The organism is Microcoleus sp. K5-D4, from assembly GCF_036704575.1.
GTDB lineage: Bacteria > Cyanobacteriota > Cyanobacteriia > Cyanobacteriales > Microcoleaceae > Microcoleus.
Map to the genome: position 1 here is coordinate 21,022 of NZ_JAUBSD010000057.1, position 23,908 is coordinate 44,929.

Here is a 23,908-nt window from a genome sequence, read left to right on the forward strand (position 1 = left end):
AAATTATGATTGATTTAGCGCATTTATAAGGAAATATCAAAAAATTAACCCTGTAGAAGTGTTATAATTTAAGAATTATGTTGTGAACTTTAGTAAACTAAAGCAAACTAAATTTTTCCCCATACCTGGTTTTTTGACGAATATACTTCGTTGCATCCCTTGACAATAGTTAAAATACCCGGTTTCTTGGGTGTGTATTTTTGGGCAATAGGAGAAAATTTATTACTGTTAGTCCTGGAGGGATAAACCGGGTTTTTCAACCCATTTTCTTCGTTCAAACTGACATCTTGCACCATTTTCAATAAGCTTTTTATGCGCGGGTTTTCCTGCCCAACCCCTACTCCCCACAAGAAAATTTAATTTTTGTGGAACAGGCCGGAAAGCCTGTTCATGACAGAGGTGTACTGGGCGTGAGTTAAAACCCTCAATAAGAGTTAAAAAACCCGGTTGATGAGAGTTGGAGTGCGGGCAGGACTGATTGCCAAGTTAAGATTTTGCTCGGAATGATAAAAAAATACGGCAAAACCTGGTAGCAACCGGAGGTCGAAAAGCGATCGCCTTCCCAGACGGTTGCTGGAATCAACACCGCACCTAGAAACTCCCGAGTTAATGGTCGTAAACAGGATTATCTTTAGGACTAATTAAATTAAGCAATTTTTGCTTAATCTGAGCATCAAATACTTCCCATTTTAGCCTTGCATAATCGCTCTTCTCATTCCCACCAGAAAGAAATCCCACCGGAATTTCAAAACCTCCTGCTTGACTTCTGCCGCCACCAAAAAAGCGTCCTTGAGCATCTTGACCGAAGGCTTCTTTAATGAATTCGTCGGGGTCGAGAGTAAGTTTATTAGTTCGCAGCGAGCCAATTACTACTTCAATTTCTTCGTCTTTGTCGTGAACAATTGCGTAGACAACGGCTGTGTGTACGTTCTCTTCTGTTACTAAAAAGTCCGCCGCTTGGGGAATAGAATCGCGATCATCATAGCGGAGGTAGCCGATGCCGGCAATCGAAAAATTGTTCTGGACGGTGCGGTGTTTGAGCGATCGCTCGATCGCATCCATCACCCACTTAGAACGAGACGACTGCAACACCGCATTCAGCAACTGCGGGTCGTAAAACCGACTCAAATAAGCCGCAGCTAAAAAGTCTTCCTCCTGAGCTTGTCTGAGGGCGATCGTATCCGATCGTAAACCGTGCATCAAAGCTGTAGCACATTTGATATGCAGACTGACGCTGGCATCGAGAGTTAGAAGTCCAGCCTGTAAATACTCGGCAAAAATCGTGGCTGTAGCGCGGATTTGAGGGCGCAAATCGATAAATTCTGCGTTCATTTCCCCCTGCAAATTGTGATGGTCGATGACGGCGGCGATCGGAACTCCAGCGGCTAAAATAAACTGGGTTAAGCTACAAGTCGTCCCTTGGTTGTCGATGAAAGCGCAGCCCTGAAACACCGACAAATCCTTAGTTTTTACTGTTTCCAGGGTCCACCGCTGCAACGGCAACCCTGTCAATTTAACTAAGGCAATGTTTTCTTGGTGGCTGAGGGCGCCGGCGTAGATAATCTCGCATTGGATATCGTACTGTTCGGCAATTAATTTGTAAGTCCAAGCGCTTGAAAGTGCGTCGGGATCTGGAAAATCTTGCAGCAAGATTAACTGGCGAGTGCCTTTGTGCCGATCGAACATTTGGCGCAATTGCTCGACTTTGCGATCGTGCAATTCCTCGCGGAGACGGCCGCGATTCTCTTCAGAAGCAACTTCGCCTTTGCTGCGCCGTTTCCCAGGCGCACTCACTCCGGGTACAGCCTCGCTGCTGGCCTCAAGTTCACCTTCGCGGTTGCCGGATGTTTCATCGGAATTGTTAGGGAGATGGTCTTTCATCGTTGAAAATTAACAATTTAACTATTTCAGGATTTGCACGACATTCGATCCTAAACCCGGCTTCTTTATAGATGCCTGTTTGTCAAAGCCCATACTTTTTACGACAAACCTGATTTAAGAGCGTAAATTTTCTGTTTACTTTTTTAAATCATGCAGAGAGTGTGTGTTGCCAGGAACCAAGCAATCTCATAACTAATAACTCCCGCAAAAAACCCCCGCGCTTGCGCTGACAGGGGTTTTAAAGGCCTATTACATATTTTTGCCATTCTTTGTGCATACCGCTCTTAACGTGTTTAGTGACTTCAAAATAAAGACCGCTGTGAGGTTTCCTAGGCGGATAGCGCAGCGACATTCCCGCTTCTTTCGGCGTGCGGCTGCCTTTATTGACATTGCAGCGCACGCAAGCGGTGACGAGGTTTTCCCAACTGTCCCCTCCCCCGCGCGATCGGGGAATTACATGATCGAGGGTTAAATCGTCCCCCGTATAACTACAGTATTGACAAGAGTGTGCATCCCGGTGCAAGATGTTCCGGCGGGTCAGCGGAATATCCTTATAGGGAACTCGGACATAATGCCGCAGTCGGATCACAGTTGGTAGCGGGAAGTTTGGCGCAATAAATTTCCCGTTGTGTTCTACCTGTTCTGCTTTTCCTTTCAGCAACAAAACTACCGCCCTTCGCCAATTGGTGATGTTAAGGGGTTCGTAGGAGGCGTTCAGCACCAGAACATTGCCCATTGTTGATTATTAAAGAGAATATTTTGTTCGATGTTAACACAGGTTCCACTTTAGGTGGGACGGCATCAAGAACAGCGAGGCTCAGCAAAAAACGCTGAAAAAGCACTCCTTTACCCTATACCTTGGCGCCTGCGCCCCCTAGGGCTGCATCTATTTTCTGCCTTTGGTGTTGGTCAGCGAGCTTTTTTCCCAGAGTTTTGGCTTAGATGAGGTCAGTGTGTGCGATGATGCCAAAATTTTCAGAATCAATTTTATTTTTTTCTCTAAATGCCTAATCTTCCCGGCAACAAACAGTTTAACTTTTTAGACTATTAGTAACCTTAAATGAAAAAGCTTATTACTGCTCATGAAATTTCGGCTCTTAAAGTCAGGTTTTAGCGCGTCAATTATTGCCCTTGCTGCTCAGATTTTAGCAAACAGTCCAGCCTTTGCCCAAACGCCTTCATTCTTTTGCGGTGCTGCTGGCGGCCGCCCCGCTACAATTGCTGTCCAACAAGGCAAAAATATTCCCGTTATTTTGTGGCTAGCTGATAACTATTTCAATGAATCAGGAGAAGATGCGATTACTCGATGTACCAGAGTATCAGGAATTCTCAACAACTCGCAACCCCAAGGAAGCTGGGATAATATTGTCACAGCAGGTGCATCGTCCACCGGTCAACTAATTATTTGTGCAGCTAATCCTCAAGACGGTTCCTGTAGATTATTATATCAAGTACCCAAAGGGCAAAATCCCGAACAAGCCCGACAAGAACTCTTAAAAAGAGTCACAAGTCCTAATGTAAGTGTTTCGCCTGTTAAAGTAAATTGATAGTAATAACTCATTAGCTACGGGTAGGACATGGCAATGCCGTGTCCTACTTGCAGAGAGTTGAAACTCTTGTAAAATACTTCGGTTGAGTGGTGAAAAAATTGCAGCTTTGCTTTAGCAATTCTTCTAACCCTTCAACCTGCCTCAGCCAGACAGTGCCGTTGCTTCCAGCCACAGCAATTTGCTTTCCGTCTCGACTCCAACTGACACTAACAACATTCTCCTCGAACTCAAATTGAGCAACCTGCCGCCCCGCTAAATTCCACAGCCGTACAGTCTTGTCAATTCCCACGGTAGCAAGCCGTTCTCCGTCGGGACTAAAACTAATTGATTTTGCATCAAAATGCAAGGTTTGAAATTCCTTAACTAATTCTTTTTCTGGCAGGTTCCACAGCCCAACTTTGCCATTCAATGTTACTGTAGTAAAGCGAGACGGGTGTTGAGCCGGAGTGAAACTGATCCCAATTGCTTGAACAGGCAGTGTTTTTTTCAGCTTGCCCGACCAATTCCAAATCCGCACTGTTGAGTTGCCATCTAAAGTCGTTATAAAATCGCCGTTTGGGCTAAAAGTTACGCTTCTCACTAAGCCGTTGTGACCAGGGAGTTTCACGACGCTAGACGATATTGATTTTGGCAGTTTTGACAATTTCCAAATTGCAGCATTGCTGTCTATTCCTGCTGCCGCCAACAACAGTCCGTCGGGACTAAAACTGATGCTAGTAACTGAGCCTTGAATCTCTTTGAATGTAGAAATATTTTTTCCTGATAAATTCCATATTTTAACTGTGCCGTCTCTCCCTGCAGTTGCTAAAAACTTACCGTTAGGGCTAAAGTTTACCATATTAACGGACTGCTGCAAAGCTTTCCATTCAACAAGTTTTTGCCCGAACACGTTCCAAATCCGAACTGTATCGTCTATTCCTGCGGTTACTAAAATTGGCCGAGTTGGGCTAAAGTTGACACTTGTAACTGCACCGATATGAGCTTGCCACTTCATCTTTCTTTGTGGAAGAGATGAGGTTTTAATCTGCTCTTTTTCGCTAATTTTATCGAGGATGACTTGTAAGGCTAACAGCGGTATAGTCGCAGGATATTGTTCTAGGCGCGGTTTGTTTATCACCAATGTTTTTAACTTTTTACCAGAGGCAATCGCTCTCAGTAAAGCTTCTGATAAAGCTTCGCTATTTTCTGTCTTTTGAGAAACAGCCAACAATAAAGCATCGCTGCCATTTTGTTCGATTTCAATACTTGCTTGTGCTAGTTTAAAGCGTTGGTAAGCGAGAGTTGAAAAGCCGATCGCTGCCACTAACGATGCTGCCAGTACCGCAGAACCGATGCCGATCCACTGTTTGGCTTTTTGTTTGGCAGAGTCAGCTTCACTCCAAGCTTTTTCGGCATCGCACACTGCTTTCTTGGTTTCTAGTGTAGCTGAATGCAGCAGTTGATTTTGGTCGCTCAAAATAACTTTCTGGCTGGCAGTCAAAAATTGAAAATCTTCGTTTCTCAAACTTTTTCCTGCCGCCCAAACTAATGCTGACTGCAAATCATTCCCTCGCAACAGTTGAGAATCATCTTCACAGCTAGAATTTAGCCAGAGTTTGATCGCTTCCGAGTAAGGCGAGAGTTTTTCTAATTTTTCTTCAATTAATTGTTTGTTAAATACAGCTTCATAAATAGGATTAGAAATTGTTAATTTTTCCCCCCGCTTAACGATTAATCCGCTTAATCGCAACTCCATTTGTTCGGCACTACCATCGGGGACAATTTCAGTTTGTTCTAAAATTTGCTGATAGAATCCCAGTCTCCTGACAATGCGCTGGTTTTCTTTGAAAAGCCGATCGCGAATTGTGGACAAATGTTCGGGCACATCTTGAGTTTCCCAATTCTCCACGATTTTCAAGCGCACTACTTTCTCCACCCACTCTTTAGAAGTGTTAATTTTATCTTTTTCCCCCTCTTGACAACGGGCGGCTGCCTCTTCCTCCCCCTCTTGGCAACGGGCGGCTGAATCTTCCTCCCCCTCTTGGCAACGGGCGGCTAAATTCGGGATTAATTGTGGATTTTCCAGCAGAAGTTTGCACAGCTTTTGAGTCAGGAACGGCTGCCCGCCCGTCCAATACAAAACCTCCCTCAAAACTTGATTAGGGCTGTCTGTAAGCTCTGCCAATCCCGCTGCTAGCGGTTGAGCTTCTGTTTCGTCAAAACCAGTTAATTCGATCGCCTTGCCAATATTAAAAGGGGTATTGCTGGTGGCATTTTGCTCGCGGCACAAATCTGTCGGCGATGCTACGCCTAAAAGGGCCCAAGTTAGGCGATCAAACTCTGAATTGTTGGCGCGCTTGTTGTAGCACGATCGAATTAAGGCTAAAAAATCGTCGGCGGGAAAATCTAGGGCGAGAATGCTGTCGATTTCGTCAATAAAAATGACAATATTGCTGGAAATGTTGGGTAACAGTACGGTTTCGATGAATTCGCTCAATCTTTGAACCGGGGTTAAAAAATTGCGATCGCGCCACCAAGTCCGCACGTTGACAATATCGGACAGGTTAAAGTTATTTTCGAGAATGCGTAGCAAACCAGCATACCACTGTTCAGGAGTGACGCCGCGGTTGCCAATTTCCGAAATGTCGATCGCAGCACAAGCAATTCCTTCATTTCTCAGCCGCTGAATTGTCCGCACCTGCAAGCTAGATTTGCCCATTTGCCGGGAATTCAAAACATAGCAAAATTCCCCGGCCTTCAATCCGTTATAAAGGTCGTCGTCGGCTTGCCTCTTCACATAATTGGGAGCGTTATTGGTGAGACTGCCGCCGACTTGATAGTAACTGGGCTTTGTGGTAAAATTCATATAAGTTATTCGGCGGTTGAAACCACTACTAAACAAACAAAGTCCGCCTTCGCAGACTGAAGAAGTGAGGCGGTATTAAAGCATAATTCTGTATGATAAATTGTAACACAATACAGTATGAAAACTGATTGGACGGGATATAACGACGACAAAGACAAGTTAAGAGCTGAAATTTGGTCTTTGCTGATTCAGCAAGCCGCATCTATTGGCGATCCGTTTGGTCATATTCCAAACTTTATCGGTGCACAGTTGGCTGCAGAAAGATTGGCAACTTTACAAATATGGCAACAAGCAAAAACGATTAAGTGCAATCCAGATTCGCCCCAAATTCCGGTGCGGATGCGAGCTTTGCAGGAGGGAAAACGCCTGTATATGGCAGTACCGCGATTGACAGACGAGCGCTGTTTTGTAGAGTTAACTGCTGAGGATTTGCAGCGGCAAAATCTATCAATTGCCGAAAGTGCGATCGCCCGCAAAGCACTCACGTGCGGAAAATTAGTAAGTTTTGCAGAAATGGAGCCGATTGATTTAGTAATAGTCGGCTGCGTAGCAGCAGGGCCGGGCGGTGGAAGAACCGGGAAAGGTGCAGGATTTGCCGATTTGGAATTGGCTATGTTGAAGGAATTCGGGTTAGTACAAATCGATACGCCAATTGTCACAACAGTGCATCCTTTGCAAATAGTGGCAGATTCGCGTTTACCAATGCAAGCTCACGATTGGGCGCTGAATAGGATTGTTACTGCTGAGGAGGTAATTGAGACTAATACAAGTTATCCGCGTCCGACAGGGTTAGACTGGGATAGTATACGGCCGGAACAGTTGGAACAAATTCCAATTTTGCGAAAGTTGAGAGAGCAATTAACCAATAATCAATAGCTTTCAATCAAAATCAAGGCAAAAGAGCATCTACAGCGATCGCCCCAATTTCTATCCCTTCAATAATAATCGGTATAACAGCCGATCGCCCGAAATCCAACCTTTGACTATAATCAGGCTGCTCAACTTCAACAAGAGGTTGAGAGTACACCTCAACCAGTCCTTCAACAAGATTCACAATCCAATAAATTGCAATTCCAGCGCGGGCATAAATCCGTTTTTTTACAGTTCGATCGCGCTGAAGCGTCGTATCTGATACTTCAATAATAAGGGCAATATCTTCAGCCCCCGGATGCCGATCGAGATACTGTCGCGTCTCCCCTCGAACAACCACTAGATCAGGTTCGGGTTCGCTGTTGGAAAGCGTGATCGGTTCTTGGGAATCAACATACCACCCCGCAGGTAAAATATTCTCTAAAGCTGTTCTGACAAGACGAGTTGTGACTCGATGCGGTGGATTTTTTGGCATTTTGAAAACCAGCCAACCTTCCAGCAATTCTACAGAGTCATCATCCGTGAAAATTCCAGCTTGAATTATGGCATGATACTGCTCGATGCTCAAGCGGAAAATCAGATCGTTGGGAATTGCTGCGACGCTTTCAACAGGCGACATAACAGTATGTGGGAGTTGATTTAGTTATGATTTTACCGAGTTTTAACATATATCTACTTTGTGGTGAACACGCGCCACATAATGAAAACAGTAACACCTAGATAACCAAACACGGTTATCCAATCCAGCCAATTATCGGAAGTGATTAAAAAAATATCGTTCACTGGTCGCGTTTACCTGATGATTGTTAGAGTATTTAACTGCATTGTATACCAAATTTGGTTTAAATACTTTATACCTCTGGCATAATTTTTTGATTAATAGAGCAACCGCAGATTTAAGGCAGATTGACGCTGATTAACGCAGATAAATTCAAAAAAAATGCTTAATTTTTCTGAATCTTATACCTCTGGCATTCATTGGCTCTCCTATCTTAAAATTATCTGCGTAAATCTGTTGCATCTGCCTTAAATCTGCGGTTTACCTATTAATTAAAAAAAGTGCCAGATGTTAATTATACGATTTTACTCAAGTGCGATCGAAAATATTGTCGGTACAGTTCGCACCTCGGCACGCACTCGTTCCCCTGCAATCTCACCAACCCCAAACTGTCCAACTTAAAAGCCTGCATCGCCTTTAATGGCACCGGAGAGTCCGCAGTCACAATCTCTCTCATCCCCTGCGCTAACTCAGGATATTCTTCCAAATTCCACAACTGCCGGCGCAAATGGTCGCTGTAAATTCCCGCATCTGCGATCGCAGTTTCTTTTAATTCATCGAGTGTCAAACCCGATCGCGAAATGTGATATAATGCAACTCGCACTAAATACGGATGACCGCCGACAACTGCCATCAATTCCTCAACTTCTGCCTCCGACCAATTCAAGTTGTGCCGCGCTGCTAACTCTTGTACTTGTTGATGGTTAAATTCCGGTAAATCGACTGGTAATCCGACGTTGAAAGGCGATTGATTGATGTTCATCGGGATGTAAACTTCGGTGGAGTGAACTACAATTAATCGCAGTTTTTTCCAGATGTCGCGCCGCTTTGATTCTTCGTGCCACGCCCGCAGCAGTCCTAAGAAGTCTTCGGCAATGTCGGGATATTGGAAAACGCGATCGATCTCGTCTAATCCTAAAATTAAAGGACTGTCGATTTGCGGCAAAATGTATTTTTCAAAGTAGTCTTTGCAGTTGACTTTGCTGCCGAAAATCTCGTCCCAATAATCCTCTAATTGATTGGGTAAGTGCAACTCGCGACCGACGTAAGCGCAAAACCACTTTAAGAATTTATCTAAGTTGGCAAATACGCCTTTATCTACTAACTGAAAAGTTAGCGGAACGGTGCAATAGCCTTGACGGGCTCCGTGATGCAAAATTCTTGCCATCAAGGAAGTTTTGCCCATTTGTCTCGGTGCTTTGATTCTAATTAACGCGCTGGGCTGCACAATAGTTTGATAGCAGCGTTCTTCGATGGGGGGGCGTTCTACATAAAATTGAGAAGCGACATCGACTTGTCCTCCCGGTAATTCAGGTTCGGCGGCGGGTAGAGGTATTTCGTCGCTGCTAATTTCTAATAGCTGTTTTTGTGTTAAATCTTCCGTTTCTTCTACGACGGGTGCGGGTTGTTCTGCTAGTAAATTCAGAACCTCTTCGATAATAATTGGAGTGTCGGCGGTGGTTTTCCATTCCCTCTGTTTGATCCGGTACAGATAGCCCCGCAAGTCGTGATTTAGAGGCGCGTTCAGGGGAAAGCCGACGCGGATGGGGAGAATTATGGGTTTTCTGTCAGGGCGGGAGTCTTGCAGTTCTTTTGCTTGCTGAACTTGATATGTTAGTAGTTCGCTTTGGTTTCCCGTGGGCGGCAAAAGTATCAGCAAATAATCGCATTCTTGGAGGAAAAAATTAATGCGATCGAACCAATTATCTCCCAATCTAATGTTATTTTCTGCGGTGAAAACTGTATGACCGATCGCGCTTAAGGCCGTTTCTAACTGTTTTCCCAACTCGCGATCGGGTTCGGCGCTGCGATAACTGACAAATACTTTAACAATTCTGCTGCTGGCTGTATCTTCCGCTGCCGGCGAATTGTCCAGCTCGTCTAAATTTTCCGGTTCCTCAAGTTTAGCCGATCGGTGGTCGCTAGCAGCCAGAGTCATTTCAAAAGCCGCGAACAACTGTCGAATTTTACTCAAATCCGCACCTTCTCTACCCTGCTTAATTTTGCTGACTGTATCGGCACCGACGCCAGATTCAGCCTCGATTTCAGTCAGAGTACCTCTAATATTATTTCGGTCAGACCATTCTTGGAGCGCCTCGTTAAGTTTCTTTAAGCCAGAGGCAGTGAGAATGCGACCGCGATCACGTTTTGACTTGAGCACTTCGCTTGCAGTGAAAGGGGAACGAATTTAGAAATTTTAACGCCTTAAGTTCCTATTTTGGGCGATTTTAAGGAAGATAATCAGCCAGCCGGAATTTAAGGGATTTTACTTGGAGAGGTTTTTGGGGCGATCGACTCCTCAAACTCTGTCCTGATAACGGCTTCAACAGTTGAATATATTTGAGGAGAAAAAGTTTTTCTTAACTCCCCAATCTCCGCCACTAATCACCACTTAACTTTTTAGAGTAGATACACCAAGCAAAAAAGGAGCAGCCAAATGAGCAAAATCTTACACAGACTGGCAATGGCCGCTTTGGGAACCGCCGCCATTTTCACAATTAATACACTTAATAATTTAACAGAAGCATCAGCCGCTGGTAAATTTGATGAACCAGAAATTTATCAAAACACAGTTTTTCCACTTGGCGTACCGGGTCAGTTTCATAAATAGGCAAATTCATTCATTTAATTAAGGAGAAATTATGAAGTCTACACTGTGTTCGCCGCAACCTATAGCTACAAAATCTGACTCCGTTGATGCTGAGGCGATCGATGCCTGCACTGCACTTGCATGGATGGAATTGGTAGCATTAGATGCTAGCGCTCTCACGGGGGATGATTGGCTGGCTTTGTGCGATGATATAGATAGCGGGGAAATCTACCGCTGCTGGTTTTTGTGGCGCGATCGCGAAGTTAGCGGTAATTGGGAAGCTTACGATCCTTTGAGCGATCGCCGATTTGTTGCTAAAGGAAAAGTGTTTTTAAAAGCCGCGATCGACTCGCTCGAAGATGCTAGAAATCGAGAAGTCGCCTAACTTGAATTCATCGCAGGTGAATAAATTTTGTGCCTGCAAAACAAGAATTCTGCCAAGAGAATCCGCCAGTGTACAATGTTTTGTCTGCCTGCGCCAAACTGGAACAAAAAGGGGTAATAGAACCGGATTTGACAGGAGTGCCGGAAACGGAATACTCCCAAATAAAATAAAAAACTTACGGCTGCAGGCAAGAGTTGACTGTATGATGCTAGGTGCTTCGTCTCGAAAGCGGTTGATAAGGTTTTTTCAGCCGCTTTCTCGTTGCAGCCGTTAAACTCTTTCTCTTCACACATGACTCCTAAACTGCGATGGCTGTTGCCGGCCGCCCTTAGCCTTTTCTCGATCGCCCTGCCCGCAAAAGCTGATACACTAACATCTTGGCACTTCGATCCCAGGGGAAATCAGCTCAATTTAACCACAGATTCAGGAGTTCAGCCGGAAGTTAAACTAATTGCTAATCCTACCCGCTTAGTAATTGACTTACCGGGAATAGTCTTGGAGTATCCCGAAACTCCTCAAAGTTACAACTCAGCTATTCAACAAATTAGAGTCGGGCAGTTTGACACAGAAACTACCAGGTTAGTCATACAATTAACTCCCGGTTATAAGTTAGACCCGCAAAAAGTCCGAGTCATTAGAGAATCTGCCACGCGCTGGTCGTTTCAGTTGCCAAATCCAGAGCAAATAGCGGGCAACGAGTCTTTTATACCCACAGCTATTACCCGCATAGAACAAGCAGCAGGTCAAGTTACGCCCCCTGTTTCGCCGGGAAATCAGAGAAACTATTCGGCTGATTTGGGGCTGTCCACAGGCTCGGAAATGGCAGCCATCAAGCCTCAAATCCAAAGTGCGATCGCACAGTATAGATCCCTTAGCGCCGGAATGTTTTTTCTGGATTTAGATACAGGAAACTATTTGGACATCAAGGGCGATCGAGTATTTCCCGCCGCCAGTACCATCAAATTACCAATTCTGATTGCTTTTTATCAAGATGTAGACGCAGGCAAAGTTAGCCTAGACGAAACATTAGTTATGAAGTCCGACTTAGTGGCCAGCGGTTCTGGAACTATGCAAGACAGACCAAATGGCACTCGGTTTAGCATCAGAGAAACCGTAGATAAAATGATTACCATCAGCGACAATACAGCCACCAACATGATTATTGAACGTTTGGGGGGAATTGCTAAACTCAACGAGCGTTTTCGCAGTTGGGGATTAACTGATACCAGAATTCGCAATTGGTTGGGAGATTTTCAAGGAACAAATACCACAAGTTCTGTGGATATGGTAAAGTTGCTGGCGATGCTGTCTCGCGATAAATTAGTTTCTGAATCGAGTCGGGAACAAGCTTTAGAATTACTGCGGCACACAACAACTAGAACGCTTTTGCCTTCCGGTTTGGGCCCTGGCGCAGTTATTGCTGACAAAACTGGAGATATCGGCTTTGTAGTTGGCGATGCTGGAATTATTGATATGCCCAACGGCAAGCGTTATTTGGCCGCCATCTTTGTCAAACGTCCTTACAATGACCCGATCGTGAGAGAGTTTGTGCGTCGAATTTCGCGGATTGTTTACAATTATTTAGATCGAGAGTCAGCAAAAGCATCGAATTAAAGCTAAGCAATCGCAGACTTTAAGATTGACTCGTTAGAAGCTGCGAGGCAGAGCCTCTGGATCTGCGTTACCAGGCTCTTCCTGGTAACGAGAGTATGAGACTTGTGGACTCGTTGGACTCGTTCCCAGGAAGAGCCTGGGAATAAATGTCAGGAGGCTCTGCCTCCAGTAAACTAATTAGTTATGGCTTAAAGAATTTCCGGACAAGCTTGGATGCGTTTGAGAAAACAAGCAACCATGTCTGCCCCAAAAAACGAGTCATTTGACCATTTATTTCTATAGCCGCCACCCCCGTAAAAACCCATAGTAGATTCAGTATCGGGCGATTCATACCACGACAACAGCTCACCTCCACCAAACTCACAAATACTGGGTAAGTTTCCTTCAGGAGCATTCAAGCCGCAAGGAATATCCTCGCGTCTTTTGATTGTATATAGTTTGAGGATATCGTAGTAGCTATCGGTTTCAGTTTTTTGCTTGTGCCATCCTACGCGATCGCTAAACTCTTGGCATCTGGTTCCATCCGGTTTTTCCGAACCCAAACTTTCCCAAATGCGTTTTTGTACGCTAAAGCCAAAACGACCCTGACTGTATATTGTCCAAAGTCTATCAATAATAAATAAATCTTCACAAGCTAAAGATTGAATGTCTTCTTTTCTCAACCAGTTGTCCGATCGATTAGCAGCTTGCAGCACCAGCTTGCGAGTTTGTTCGTCTGCTTTTTCCCATTCTTGACTTGCCAGTAAATATTGTAACGAGGTGTAATCTATTCCGGTCTCAGAAATTAATGAAAAAGATCGGAGTGCTTGTTCTACTTTGGTTTCGGCTTTTAGAGCAAGTAATCCATAAGCAGACCATTGGATTTGTTTGGATCGATCTTGAAGCGCTTGAATAACTAAATCTAAACCCGCTTCTCCATAATTTAATGCTTGAGAAAGAGCAGTGATTCTAGATTCAATGTCTCCAATGGCAATTCGCCGCTTGACTCCTTCTATTCCGCCTAAAACAGCATCTGTAGGTACTACTGTATTGTTAGAGCCAAGTACGGCGTCGTATTCTCTGGGTTGAATTGACATCGCGATTCTTTTCTAAAATTTTGACATCAGTTTAGCACAGGCTTATATATAAGGTGGCGATCGCAATTATTTTTAATACATAAAAAGCGAAAGCGAAGCAATCCCAGACTCTGAGATTGCTTCGCTTTCCTCGCTTTATACAAATCCACTACTGCTCTTTGCGCTCGACAGCTACAGTCAAATGAGCCACAACTGCCCCCACTGTAGCCAGTACAGCAGCAATTGGAAAGACTACTGATCCTGCAACGCCGCCTACCAATCCCGCCATCAGCGGAATGTCTGCCAAAGTCCGCCCTTGCGAGTTTTTGATGACGAGGCGGCGGAGTTTTCCTTGCTCAATTAGTTCTTTGACTTTACCAATTAGGCTGTCGGCGCTAATCTTAAATTCTTCCACTCTAACTTTTTCCTCTGTTGCAAATTCTGAGGCGAATACATGAGTTTCAACTGTTGGGTTGGCTGAATTTCCGGCCGCTGCTGTTTCGTCTTGTAGAATTGTTACTTGTTGTTCTAGTTGTGAGTTCATTTTGTGTAAGGGCGGGTGAAAACCAGCCGTTTAATTTCTATACCCTTATCTTCGGCGATCGCACTTGGGAATGACAGGCAAGGAAACCCTACAATCTGCATTCGTACTTTCCACCCCCGCCTTTTTACTCAAAACATTATTTTTGTGGCGTGATATCAGGGCGGGCTTATCTATTCCGAAAGGTAGAGATAATATTGTTGAAACAACCTGTCTTTAGATACAAGTAAGGTGCGTACTGCCAGCCCTGTCAAGGTGGCTGCTGTGTATTGAAATTTTAAGTTGGAAACCAAGCGAACTAAATTCAGGGAAAATTATTAAAATTAAAACTTTATATTTCTACAATGACTTCAAAAGTGATTGCTATCTAGGCACAATCAAGCTATGGCTTGCAATGCCGGTTCCCAAAAGCATCCCAGAGATAGCGATCGCATTGGCGAAGCACAATATAATCAGAAACTCAAACCGATTACATCAACGAACATCTGAATCAACATATTAAATTTGCAGATTTACCTCCATTGCCGCATAGGAGTCAATTTCATTTCAACCATGTATTTAAGCAGTCGGCCCCTCTCCCTACAAATACCCGATCGCCCAACGGGTAAAACGGCCAAAGCAATTGTTGAAACTTTCGAGCTTGAACATAAAATGATTCATTTTCTCGGTTGTGCCGATGGGTCGGCGTACCGCCACCAGATGTAACAATTACCTCACCAAGCGCATAGGTTTCCCCTGTTTCTTCACCAACTGCCTTGAAGGTATAGAGGTCTTGACCAAAGTAGTAAGAACGACCTTGACCAGGTTCAAGAAAAAGTCCGTTGTGATGAATGGTAATTTGCTAATTGGTAAAGCGAACTGTTAGCTGGCGGGAATGGCTTTTTGTGGAATCTTCTTCACGAATTCAGAGTTTTCTCAATACGCCGATCGGGGATAAGCCACATTATTGCAACTAAAACATACAGCATGAAAGCCAACCATGAGTTCACAAAGGAAAGCAGGATTGCTACGGCATAAATCACCACTGATACTTTACCCTTAAAGTCTCGCCCAAGTGCGATTGCCAGAGTGGAATCTTTACCGTGGTGAGAAATAAGAACACGAGTAAGAATGAAGTAAGCGATCGCAGCCAACAACAGCACTGTGCCATAAAGCGCAACTGGCCAGGCGGCGAAGTGGTTCTCGCCTGTCCAGGCAGTGACAAAGGGAATGAGTGACAACCAGAACAGCAAATGCAAATTAGCCCACAACACATTACCATTGACCTGCCGAGTCGCTTGTAACAAGTGATGGTGGTTGTTCCAGTAAATACCAAGATAAATAAAACTGAGTACATAGCTCAGAAATACTGGAACTAGCGGACGCAGCGCAGCTAAATCAGCTTGATGGGGCACTTTCAATTCCAGCACCATAATGGTGATGAGAATGGCGATTACACCATCGCTGAATGCTTCTAACCTGCCTTTACCCATTTTTGTACATCCTCCTTTTCTGCTGGCGCGGGCGATCGCTCCTAATTCCAAAAATAACTTAGCATAAGGTCGGTTGCAGTGATGTGTGATACCGATGGGCGATCGCTGGCACTTACCCACAAAGCCAACCATTTTGCTTGCCTAATCTCGGCTGAAAACAGATAACCTTAACGGACTTTTCGCCGATCTTTTTAAGCAGTCGATCGGCACGAATCCTTTTAAACAACCTTGCTTGCGTACAGTACGCAGGATAACAGCATAGTCGCTTGTGGCAGATAGGCTCGAACTCAACATCAGCGACTTGCTACCGTCCGCTGCATTTGAATTGTTAGGCGTTTTTTAGCTGTTACTTATGCTGAATTTTCGATAGTTAAGTCAAGTCCCAAGTTACCAAAACTTATCGAGAGTTTACATTGCGAATCCGATCGATTTCCGTCTTCAGCTTTACAGATGCGTTACGCCAATCAAAACCTAGACCTTGCACATTCATTTTTGACCATTGGAGATCAAGATAACGCCGAAAGGACTCTGCTCTGTTTAGGCGTAAATCTATCGGCTGAACATCACTGATTAATTCTCTCACCTCGGCATCAAGTATAGGAGTATCGATCACAACAGCATCAACATACTCAAACAAGCTGCACAATCGAGTAATGTGATACAAACCTAGAGTGGTAACACGCAACGTATGTGGCATTATCTGACCAGGCTGAGGTATTAGGCGAGCAGCAGTTTCAATCATTTTCTTTCTGGTACTCACAATCAGCGCCTCATCAATCTGCTCGGCAGTAAAGCCCGTTCCTTGTAAGTGTTCATAAATAACGGCTGTTTCCACAAATTCTCCATTAGGGCTAGAAGATCCTAATGAATGAATTGCACCTATCAACAGAGGTAAAAGAAAATGTTCTCTAGGATCGTTAGAAGAGATATCAAAAAGGTTTGCAATGGGAGAGCGACTCGAATCATAGTACAAATTATCCCCAAAGATAACTGCTCTTAGAAACTCATGCAGAGGCACGGTGTAACCTCTTTCCTCATCACGTTGGATTTCAACAATCTTCCACGTATCAACGTGACCACTACCAAAAAAGCCTCTCACTAAATTTAAAGCTAAACGAATATTCCCACCACATATATTATCGATACACTCACTAAGCTCCCTATTGATTTTGAGCGATTTCAGAAATGAGCAAATAACGGATTCTAATGAACTTAAACGTACTCCCATCCCTTCGGGCAGAGACTGAATCGGGATTTCGCCACGAGTAAGCTTGAGAGCAAAGGATAAACGTTTTTCAAGAACCAGATCAACTCTTGGTGGAGATACAGAAAATGCTTTAGGGTGATATCCACTGAGTGTTCCTATTTGCTGAGAACGATGAAAAGTTTCAGGACGCAGAGTAACAAATACCGTAGTTGACCAGTGTTCTGCTATCTCTTGAGAAATAAGAAAAACCTGCTGCTGAATGTATTCATCTCTCTGATCTGAATTATCTAAAATCATTATGAGTTGCTTCTGGCGTGCAGTTGCAATATGCTTTAGGGATTGCTTGAGGTGTTCTTCAGGAGTAGTAATTTTTTTCTCTAATACCTCAATTTCTTTCTCCTTGAATCGTTGTGGATCTGATTCATACAAGTCTGAATAGATACCTTTGCGAAATCGTTGTATATCTGAATGATAGACACCGCGAACAAAGTTACGTTCCTCGATATCTATCTGATAGTTGTCTCGAAGTTGCTCTATCACTTCTTCGATAACAAATGACTTCAGATCCGCTGAGAGAGTTGCCTTAGAACCAAGATCGATATATAGGGTAATAGCTTTTTCAAAAACAGAAGGAGCTTCCACCTTCATTAAGTTTCTTATAAAAGTTGTTTTACCTACACCAACACTACCTATAAGGAGGATAGGTCGGCGACTAATGCTTTCAGCAAGTAACTCTGGAGAAATGCCTTGCCTATCAACGGCTTGTACTAAAACGGGTGAGGGAGTATTTGAGTCAAAAAGAGCAGCATATCTTGTTTCTAAAATTGTTTTACTTGCAAGAGAATGTTGCGATAATGCCCCTGTCTTACAGTAGCACTCTTCAAGAAATGTTTTTTCTAAAGTCTCAGAGCGAGTAAGGTCTTCAATCACTAAATCGCTAACGGTTTGAAGATCGGTTTGAAATACGTTTCTACCTTTGATACCAGGATATGTGGCGATAGTTTCCGATAGTTTTCTAGGAATTTGGGCTTGTAAATTTCCAATAAGTCTAGCTTGAATATTTTTCTCTTCTATTCCTGCTTTAGATAATGACTGCCAGAGATCGAAAAAATTTTCTAACATTTTTTCAAGAGAGGAAAATACCAACGCTTTCCCCTCCAGTGGTGCTATACCGTCGCTTCTCACAGCAATGAAGGCAACCAGTTGATAACCGTTAGATACGGCTCCAAAAGGAGCACCACGCTCTTGACAATATGCCGCAGCTTGAGAAATGGCAGCTTTCAGATTAGCATTGTCTCTCGATAGGGATGTAATGGAATGCTCAAGTTTACATTTGCCAGCAGGTATCTCAAAATACAGGTCTTCTTTTTTAGCTTCGACTATCAAAATTCTTCGAGGAGCGTTAAAAGTATAATCTGCATATTCTCGATTGTGATACTCTTCCATGACAACATCATCTTTTGACCATCCTAAACACTCAAAAAAGAGACGATCAATGATTTGGAAACGAGTAGTAGCCTCGTTTCGAGGTGCTGGCTTATACCAAGCGACGAGATTTTCTAGGTTTCTTCTACACTCTTCGTAATCAGGAGACATATTGATGCCCATATAGTGCGGTCTAACATTTTAATATGGACATTTTATCGTATACAAGTTTTGTTTGTCAATCCTCACTTCTGAGCACCATTTACCCAAAATTAACGCATCAAATCAGGTTTATTATACCGCTACATCAGTAGAATCTGTCTAGCTGTCAACTACTGCAAACAGCTTATCTATGTCTACATCCGCTCCCTCTGAGTCGCCATCAGTATCTCCTATTCTTAACATTGATCAAGATTTAGATAGTCATAAAAATCGAGTTCGCCCCTGTCTTGAAGAAGTTTCATCGGAACGATAGACCATATCCATGCAGCCGGACTCGATCGAACTTGCGTTAAACTAAGTCAGGTAAATGACTTTCTATACAGATGACTATTTTTACTCTGCGATCGATCAAAAAAGACTTCGGCATCAAAGAACTCTTGACAGATGCCAGCTTCAGCCTCGATGAAGGCGATAAAGTCGGACTCATCGGCACTAACGGTTCCGGGAAATCAACCCTGCTGAAAATGATTGCAGGCTTGGAGTCGATCGACTCTGGCGATCGCTGGGTCAATCCAGGGTCTACAATTGTCTATCTGCCCCAACAGCCGGATTTAGACGAAAATCACACTGTGTTAGAGCAAGTATTTGCTGACAGTGGCGAACAAATGGCTTTAGTGCGAGAATACGAGGAAATTTCCGATCAATTGTCCCACGGCAAAGGCGATACAGACAAGTTGATGGCGCGTCTGTCTGCAGTGTCTGAACGCATCGATGAGGTGGATGCGTGGGACTTGGAAACGAAGGCAAAATTGATTTTGACAAAGTTGGGGATTGAGGATTTTGATGCGAAAATTGCCGACTTGTCGGGCGGCTACCGCAAGCGAATTGCCTTAGCAACGGCTTTGTTGTCCGAGCCCGATGTGTTGCTGATGGATGAACCGACAAACCACTTGGATGCGCTGTCTGTGGAGTGGTTGCAAAACTATTTGAACGGCTATCGCGGTGCTTTGCTGCTGATTACGCACGATCGCTATTTTCTCGATCGCGTTACCAATCGCATCCTGGAGATCGATCGCGGCGACCTTTACAATTATGCTGGCAATTACGCTTATTACTTGGAGAAAAAAGCCCTAGCTGAAGAATCCGCAGCCAGCACTGTTCGCAAACACGCGGGTGTATTGCGGCGCGAATTGGAATGGCTCAAACGCGGGCCGAAAGCGCGGAGTACCAAGCAAAAAGCTCGGATCGATCGCATTAAAGATATGCGAGCCCAGGAGTTCAAAACAGCCAACGGCAAAGTCGAAATTGCCACAGCGGGCCGCCGGATTGGTAAGAAGGTGATTGAGTTATTGAATATCTGTAAAGCCTATGGCGATCGCACTTTAATTAAAGATTTTACCTACAATTTCACTCCCGAAGACCGGATAGGAATTATTGGTAGCAACGGTGCGGGAAAATCGACGCTGATGGATATCATCACCGGACGCATTCAGCCGGATTCGGGTACTGTCGAAATTGGCACAACCATTCATATCGGTTATTTTGACCAGCATTCAGAGGATTTGACCCCGAACGAAGACCAGCGAGTTATTGAATACTTGAAAAGTGTGGCGGAATTGGTGCAAACGGCGGATGGGGAAATCATTACCGCTTCTCAAATGTTGGAAAAGTTTCTGTTTCCACCCAACCAACAGTATGCACCGATTAACAAACTTTCGGGCGGGGAAAAGCGCCGGTTATTTCTGTTGAAAGTGCTGATGAGCGCGCCGAACGTGCTGATTTTGGACGAACCGACAAACGACCTGGACGTGCAGACTTTGGCGGTTTTGGAGGATTATCTCGAAGATTTTAACGGCTGCGTGATTGTGGTGTCACACGATCGCTATTTTCTCGATCGCACGATCGACATGGTTTTCGCCTTGGAACCGGGCGGCAATTTGCGCTTGTATCCCGGCAATTATTCGGTGTATTTAGACTATAAGAAAGCGGAAGAAGCTAAGGAAGTCCAAGGCCAAAAAGAAAAAGAAAAGCTTACGCGGATCGCTGAATCTAACAATTCAAAATCCCCTACTTCCACTCAAAAATCTACCAAAATATCCTTCAATGATAAGCGGGAATACGAACAATTAGAAAGTAAGATTCCGCAGATGGAAGCTGAAAAAGAAGAGATTGAGAAGATTTTGTCTAACAATGCTCCTAGCGGGTTTGCAGAGATGAAGAAGTTATCGGATCGTTTGGCTCAGTTGACGCAGGATATCGATCGGGCCACTGAGCGCTGGTTGGAATTGGCGGAACGGGTGGGTTAATTTGGGTTGTCCGAGCGTTGTCTTTAGCTCCTGCTCACAATGACAGGAGCTAGAGGAATTATGAGTTAAAAAATCTCATGCTGAAACAAATATATATTAACAAATTTCAATATTTTTTCCTTTTTGTATCAAAAATAGTATTGTAAAAAAAATCTTAGGAATAGTGCTTATTTAGCCGACAATTTGGCAACCTTTGACAATTTATTACCTAAGTGTGATGAAGCTATGGTAGTCTTAAAGTTATAAAATCGGTTGCTTGTTACTACTGTCAAGCAAACTGACCAACAAACTTAAGACGAGTAAAAGTCTGAAATCCTTGTTAAAGCTGCAAGGCGATCGGAAACAGCGGCGGCAAAAAACCCGCTTTTTTGCGAGAGCCTCAAGTAAAACTGTGTGTCAAAAACAGCCAAGGCCCGGAGGGTGGGGTTGACAAAAGCAGTAGAATATGCCCTAAAAGTCAGGGTAAGCAAATAAGACTGGCAGCAGAAAACAGGGGCGAAAAAGCCCAAAACAGGTAAAACAAAAGTCGATCGCGCAAAGTAAGTTGGCCGAGGACTAAAAATATGGTGATGGGTGAGATACAATTGACCTGTTGTTAACCAAGAATTGGTCAACATCACAAGTATCCTGTAGAAGTCTGAAGTTGAGAATCTCAGGGTTGTCGAGGAGCGGGAGCAAACAGAAAACTATGCCTCAAAAAGTAATCGCCAAACAGATGTCTTTGGAATCAGCGTCAGATCCGATCGCCGTGGTTGCGACTGTCGAAACAGTGCCAGCCGAAGCAGTCGCAGTAGAGTCCTACGCCGATCAGTTGATGGACGAACTGTTTGAAGGAGTTGATCGAGCATTCGACGGTAGTGGCGGACTGCCATCCGAGCCCGTGCAGCCAGAATTCGTGGCGCTCAAGTCGATCTCGGTACCTCAAATAGTTTTGTCGCAGTTGGCACCCCCCCAGCCGCAGCGGGACGAAAAAGACGTAGAAGCGATCGCCCGCCAAGTCGCCCTAGAAACAGCCAAAAAACAGCAGTCCAAACAATCATTCGACAGAATGCTGCTGGGAGCAGCATTTGGGTCGCTGCTGCTAGTCATGGGGTTATGGCTCGCAAGCAGGTCGGGACTCGTGCGCTTGCCCGCCGCCCCCGCACCAGAGACACCCGCAGCAAGTGGCAAAACAGCACCAGATACCCCGTTTGTCGAATATGTGCAGCGCTCCCTAGAAGCGATCGAACAAAAAAAAGCACCCCAAGCTAACCCCCAACTTGCAGGAGTTCCCGGAGCCCCCACCCCAGGGACGCTGCCGAGCATTCCCATTTCCGGCGCGCCGCCGGCAACCGCAGGTCTTTCGACAGCAGTCAACCGCATTGCTAATGCCCTCGAACAAGCGGCCTCGCAGCCGGGAGCACCAGCACCCCAAGTTGTAGTCATCCCTCCCCCCGCTCAGGTGACTGTGGCTCCGGCTGCTCCGGTAGCTGCTGCTCCGGCTGCTCCTCAAACCGCTGCCGTTTCCCCCTCGCCTGCTGCTCCAGCCTCGGGTCGTGCGATCGCCGCTGCAGGCAGTCGAGATCCCCTCGCCGCTTCCCCTTCCCCCTCGGAGTCTCCCCAGCCAAAGATTTTGGCTCGCGAAACCGAACCGGCACCAGCGCCTGCTGCAGCCCAGCAATCTGCGCCGGCGCCCGAGCAATCCGCACCGGCAGCCAGCAGCGCCCCGACTTCCGCCCACACGTTGGTAGGGATTTTGGAGCTGGGCGATCGATCGGCCGCTTTGTTTGAAGTAGACGGCGTAGCCCGCAGAATTTATGTCGGCGAAAGCATTGGCGCTAGCGGTTGGACGCTGGCAGAAATCAAAAATCAAGAAGCCGTTATCCGCAAGGGAGGAGATGTGCGATCGGTTTTTGTCGGCCAAAAGTTCTAATTAGTTATCAGTCATTAGTTATCAGTCATTAGTTATGAGTTAGGTCATCGGTAATCAGTAATGGGCAGCGATCGGGCTGTACCTCACGAGCAGTGAAAACAGTTATAATATAGGAACCTGCAAAACGTTCTTAATTGCTGAAACCATTGCTCTTCTTGCTTATTCCTTCTATCCGTTAAATCGCTTCCCAATTCGTTACCGAACTTTATTCTGCTATAACTAACAACTAAGGATCAATAATTGATCTTCAGTGACTAAGAACCAATGACTAATAATTAATGACAATGACTAATGACCCAGGACTAATGACTGAGGATTTATAAAAAATGGGCTTATTTGATGATTTCAGCCGATTCCTAGAAACCAGATTAGAAGAATTTTTACGCAGCAATCCCCATCTGGAATTGCAGGCAATAGAAGAACAACTGAAAGAACAAGAAGAAGACACCCTGCGGCTGATTCTCGATATCCAAAAACAAGAGAAAAAACTGCAAGCCGAAATTCTTTCCGCCGCTCAAGAAATTCAACGCTGGAACGATCGCATCAACAAAGCTAAAGCTGCTCAAAGGCTCGATTTAGCTCAAGCCGCCCAAGAGCGGCAAGCAGCTTTGCTGCGTCAGGGAAATCAGCGCTGGGGTCAAATGCAAGGCTGCAAAGAACGGATTGAAAAAGCAAAAGAACTGTACCGCCAAATTCAAGTACGGCGAAAAGAAGTCCGAGCAAAAGCTGCAGAAGCTGCTACTCGCACTACCACTAAAACAGAGCAGAATTGGGATACAAAGGGTTGGAATCAGAGTTCAAATTATAATAGTTTTAATGCGGCCGATCCTTTAGAAGAAAAGTTTCAACGCTGGGAAGCAGACGAAGAACTCGATCGAATGAAGCGGAATATAGGCCGATAGTGACGAAAGCATCCCAATCCTTTAGGGACGGGTTCACCGGGAAGTCGGATTTCTAATGCAAATATTCGTCAACCCCCCATACGCTGCGGTATGGCGATCGCTCGCTCAGACTTGATATTCAGACTTGATATAATTACCATCGTAAAATTATAGGGCCAATTAATAAATCATAAAAATAATACGGGATGCGGCAAACAAGCGAGACTTTAGTCTCCAGAGGCAAGGGACACGGGCATTACTCACAAGTTAAGCTAAAAGCACTATTGTCAATGAGTAATTTTACTCATTTTTTACCTGTTGATCCAATTAAAATATGACTCCATTTGTTCCTTTATTCTGGGGGGGTGACAACCCACCCAAAACCCATAGCTAGTAAGGATTGAGCCAACTTGTGGTAAAAAAAGATAGGCAGC

At 44.7% G+C, this 23,908-nt stretch carries 19 protein-coding genes; 9 read left to right on the top strand and 10 right to left on the bottom strand.

Features of this window, described 5'->3' with window-relative positions:
• Positions 1 to 606: 606 nt before the first annotated feature.
• Positions 607 to 1,881, bottom strand: coding sequence for a bifunctional oligoribonuclease/PAP phosphatase NrnA (locus QUA77_RS18115; RefSeq protein WP_333451582.1), 1,275 nt, complete (start codon positions 1,879 to 1,881; stop codon positions 607 to 609).
• A 238-nt stretch (positions 1,882 to 2,119) separates the two neighbouring features.
• Positions 2,120 to 2,617 carry an HNH endonuclease gene (locus tag QUA77_RS18120; protein ID WP_006633674.1) on the bottom strand — a complete coding sequence of 166 codons (498 nt, stop codon included), beginning with the start codon at positions 2,615 to 2,617 and terminating at the stop codon, positions 2,120 to 2,122.
• Between the two features lie 346 nt (positions 2,618 to 2,963).
• Between QUA77_RS18120 and QUA77_RS18125 the strand changes: the two genes are divergently transcribed.
• The gene (locus tag QUA77_RS18125; protein WP_333063270.1) at positions 2,964 to 3,428 is read left to right on the top strand and encodes a COP23 domain-containing protein; all 465 of its coding nucleotides are present in this window, start codon (positions 2,964 to 2,966) and stop codon (positions 3,426 to 3,428) included.
• A 46-nt stretch (positions 3,429 to 3,474) separates the two neighbouring features.
• On the opposite strand, the gene QUA77_RS18130 is transcribed toward QUA77_RS18125, so the two are convergent.
• Entirely contained in the window at positions 3,475 to 6,276 is a 2,802-nt protein-coding gene (locus tag QUA77_RS18130; RefSeq protein ID WP_333451585.1) for an AAA-like domain-containing protein, read from the bottom strand.
• A gap of 117 nt (positions 6,277 to 6,393) precedes the next feature.
• Between QUA77_RS18130 and QUA77_RS18135 the strand changes: the two genes are divergently transcribed.
• The gene (locus tag QUA77_RS18135; protein ID WP_333040364.1) at positions 6,394 to 7,152 is read left to right on the top strand and encodes a 5-formyltetrahydrofolate cyclo-ligase; all 759 of its coding nucleotides are present in this window, start codon (positions 6,394 to 6,396) and stop codon (positions 7,150 to 7,152) included.
• 13 nt (positions 7,153 to 7,165) lie between these two features.
• Here the strand turns inward: QUA77_RS18135 and QUA77_RS18140 are convergent, their stop codons facing one another.
• Positions 7,166 to 7,765, bottom strand: coding sequence for a Uma2 family endonuclease (locus QUA77_RS18140; protein WP_333040365.1), 600 nt, complete (start codon positions 7,763 to 7,765; stop codon positions 7,166 to 7,168).
• A 454-nt stretch (positions 7,766 to 8,219) separates the two neighbouring features.
• On the bottom strand, positions 8,220 to 10,085 hold the full coding sequence (locus tag QUA77_RS18145; RefSeq protein ID WP_333451587.1) for an AAA-like domain-containing protein: 1,866 nt from the start codon (positions 10,083 to 10,085) through the stop codon (positions 8,220 to 8,222).
• 276 nt (positions 10,086 to 10,361) lie between these two features.
• Here QUA77_RS18145 and QUA77_RS18150 point away from each other — a divergent pair, with 276 nt between their 5' ends.
• From QUA77_RS18150 to QUA77_RS18165, 4 genes are all read left to right on the top strand, one after another.
• Positions 10,362 to 10,535, top strand: coding sequence for a hypothetical protein (locus QUA77_RS18150; RefSeq protein WP_333040368.1), 174 nt, complete (start codon positions 10,362 to 10,364; stop codon positions 10,533 to 10,535).
• Between the two features lie 31 nt (positions 10,536 to 10,566).
• Positions 10,567 to 10,899 (top strand): hypothetical protein, encoded by a 333-nt coding sequence (locus QUA77_RS18155; protein WP_242718204.1) that lies wholly within the window; start codon positions 10,567 to 10,569, stop codon positions 10,897 to 10,899.
• Between the two features lie 29 nt (positions 10,900 to 10,928).
• Entirely contained in the window at positions 10,929 to 11,069 is a 141-nt protein-coding gene (locus tag QUA77_RS18160; protein ID WP_333451589.1) for a hypothetical protein, read from the top strand.
• A gap of 121 nt (positions 11,070 to 11,190) precedes the next feature.
• Positions 11,191 to 12,513, top strand: a complete 1,323-nt coding sequence (locus QUA77_RS18165) for a serine hydrolase (protein ID WP_333451590.1) — start codon at positions 11,191 to 11,193, stop codon at positions 12,511 to 12,513.
• A 188-nt stretch (positions 12,514 to 12,701) separates the two neighbouring features.
• Here QUA77_RS18165 and QUA77_RS18170 read toward each other — a convergent pair whose 3' ends face one another.
• The 4 genes from QUA77_RS18170 to QUA77_RS18185 all read right to left on the bottom strand — a co-directional run bounded on the left by QUA77_RS18170 (position 12,702) and on the right by QUA77_RS18185 (position 18,396).
• A complete protein-coding gene (locus QUA77_RS18170) occupies positions 12,702 to 13,589 on the bottom strand; it encodes a GUN4 domain-containing protein (RefSeq protein WP_333451592.1) in 888 nt (295 codons plus the stop codon).
• Positions 13,590 to 13,737: 148 nt separating this feature from the next.
• Positions 13,738 to 14,112, bottom strand: coding sequence for a DUF4342 domain-containing protein (locus tag QUA77_RS18175; RefSeq protein WP_333451593.1), 375 nt, complete (start codon positions 14,110 to 14,112; stop codon positions 13,738 to 13,740).
• Between the two features lie 893 nt (positions 14,113 to 15,005).
• Positions 15,006 to 15,713: a TMEM175 family protein gene (locus QUA77_RS18180; protein WP_333451595.1), complete on the bottom strand. Its 708-nt coding sequence runs from the start codon at positions 15,711 to 15,713 to the stop codon at positions 15,006 to 15,008.
• A gap of 265 nt (positions 15,714 to 15,978) precedes the next feature.
• Entirely contained in the window at positions 15,979 to 18,396 is a 2,418-nt protein-coding gene (locus QUA77_RS18185) for a hypothetical protein (protein ID WP_333451597.1), read from the bottom strand.
• Between the two features lie 362 nt (positions 18,397 to 18,758).
• Here QUA77_RS18185 and QUA77_RS18190 point away from each other — a divergent pair, with 362 nt between their 5' ends.
• A complete protein-coding gene (locus tag QUA77_RS18190; protein ID WP_333451599.1) occupies positions 18,759 to 20,681 on the top strand; it encodes an ABC-F family ATP-binding cassette domain-containing protein in 1,923 nt (640 codons plus the stop codon).
• 290 nt (positions 20,682 to 20,971) lie between these two features.
• Here QUA77_RS18190 and QUA77_RS18195 read toward each other — a convergent pair whose 3' ends face one another.
• Positions 20,972 to 21,298, bottom strand: coding sequence for a hypothetical protein (locus QUA77_RS18195; protein ID WP_333040384.1), 327 nt, complete (start codon positions 21,296 to 21,298; stop codon positions 20,972 to 20,974).
• Positions 21,299 to 21,369: 71 nt separating this feature from the next.
• Between QUA77_RS18195 and QUA77_RS18200 the strand changes: the two genes are divergently transcribed.
• Both QUA77_RS18200 and QUA77_RS18205 read left to right on the top strand, forming a co-directional pair.
• Positions 21,370 to 22,593: a hypothetical protein gene (locus QUA77_RS18200; protein WP_333451601.1), complete on the top strand. Its 1,224-nt coding sequence runs from the start codon at positions 21,370 to 21,372 to the stop codon at positions 22,591 to 22,593.
• A 326-nt stretch (positions 22,594 to 22,919) separates the two neighbouring features.
• Complete coding sequence (locus QUA77_RS18205; protein ID WP_333040388.1) at positions 22,920 to 23,495, top strand: TIGR04376 family protein; 576 nt, start codon at positions 22,920 to 22,922, stop codon at positions 23,493 to 23,495.
• The last annotated feature ends 413 nt before the right edge of the window (positions 23,496 to 23,908 follow it).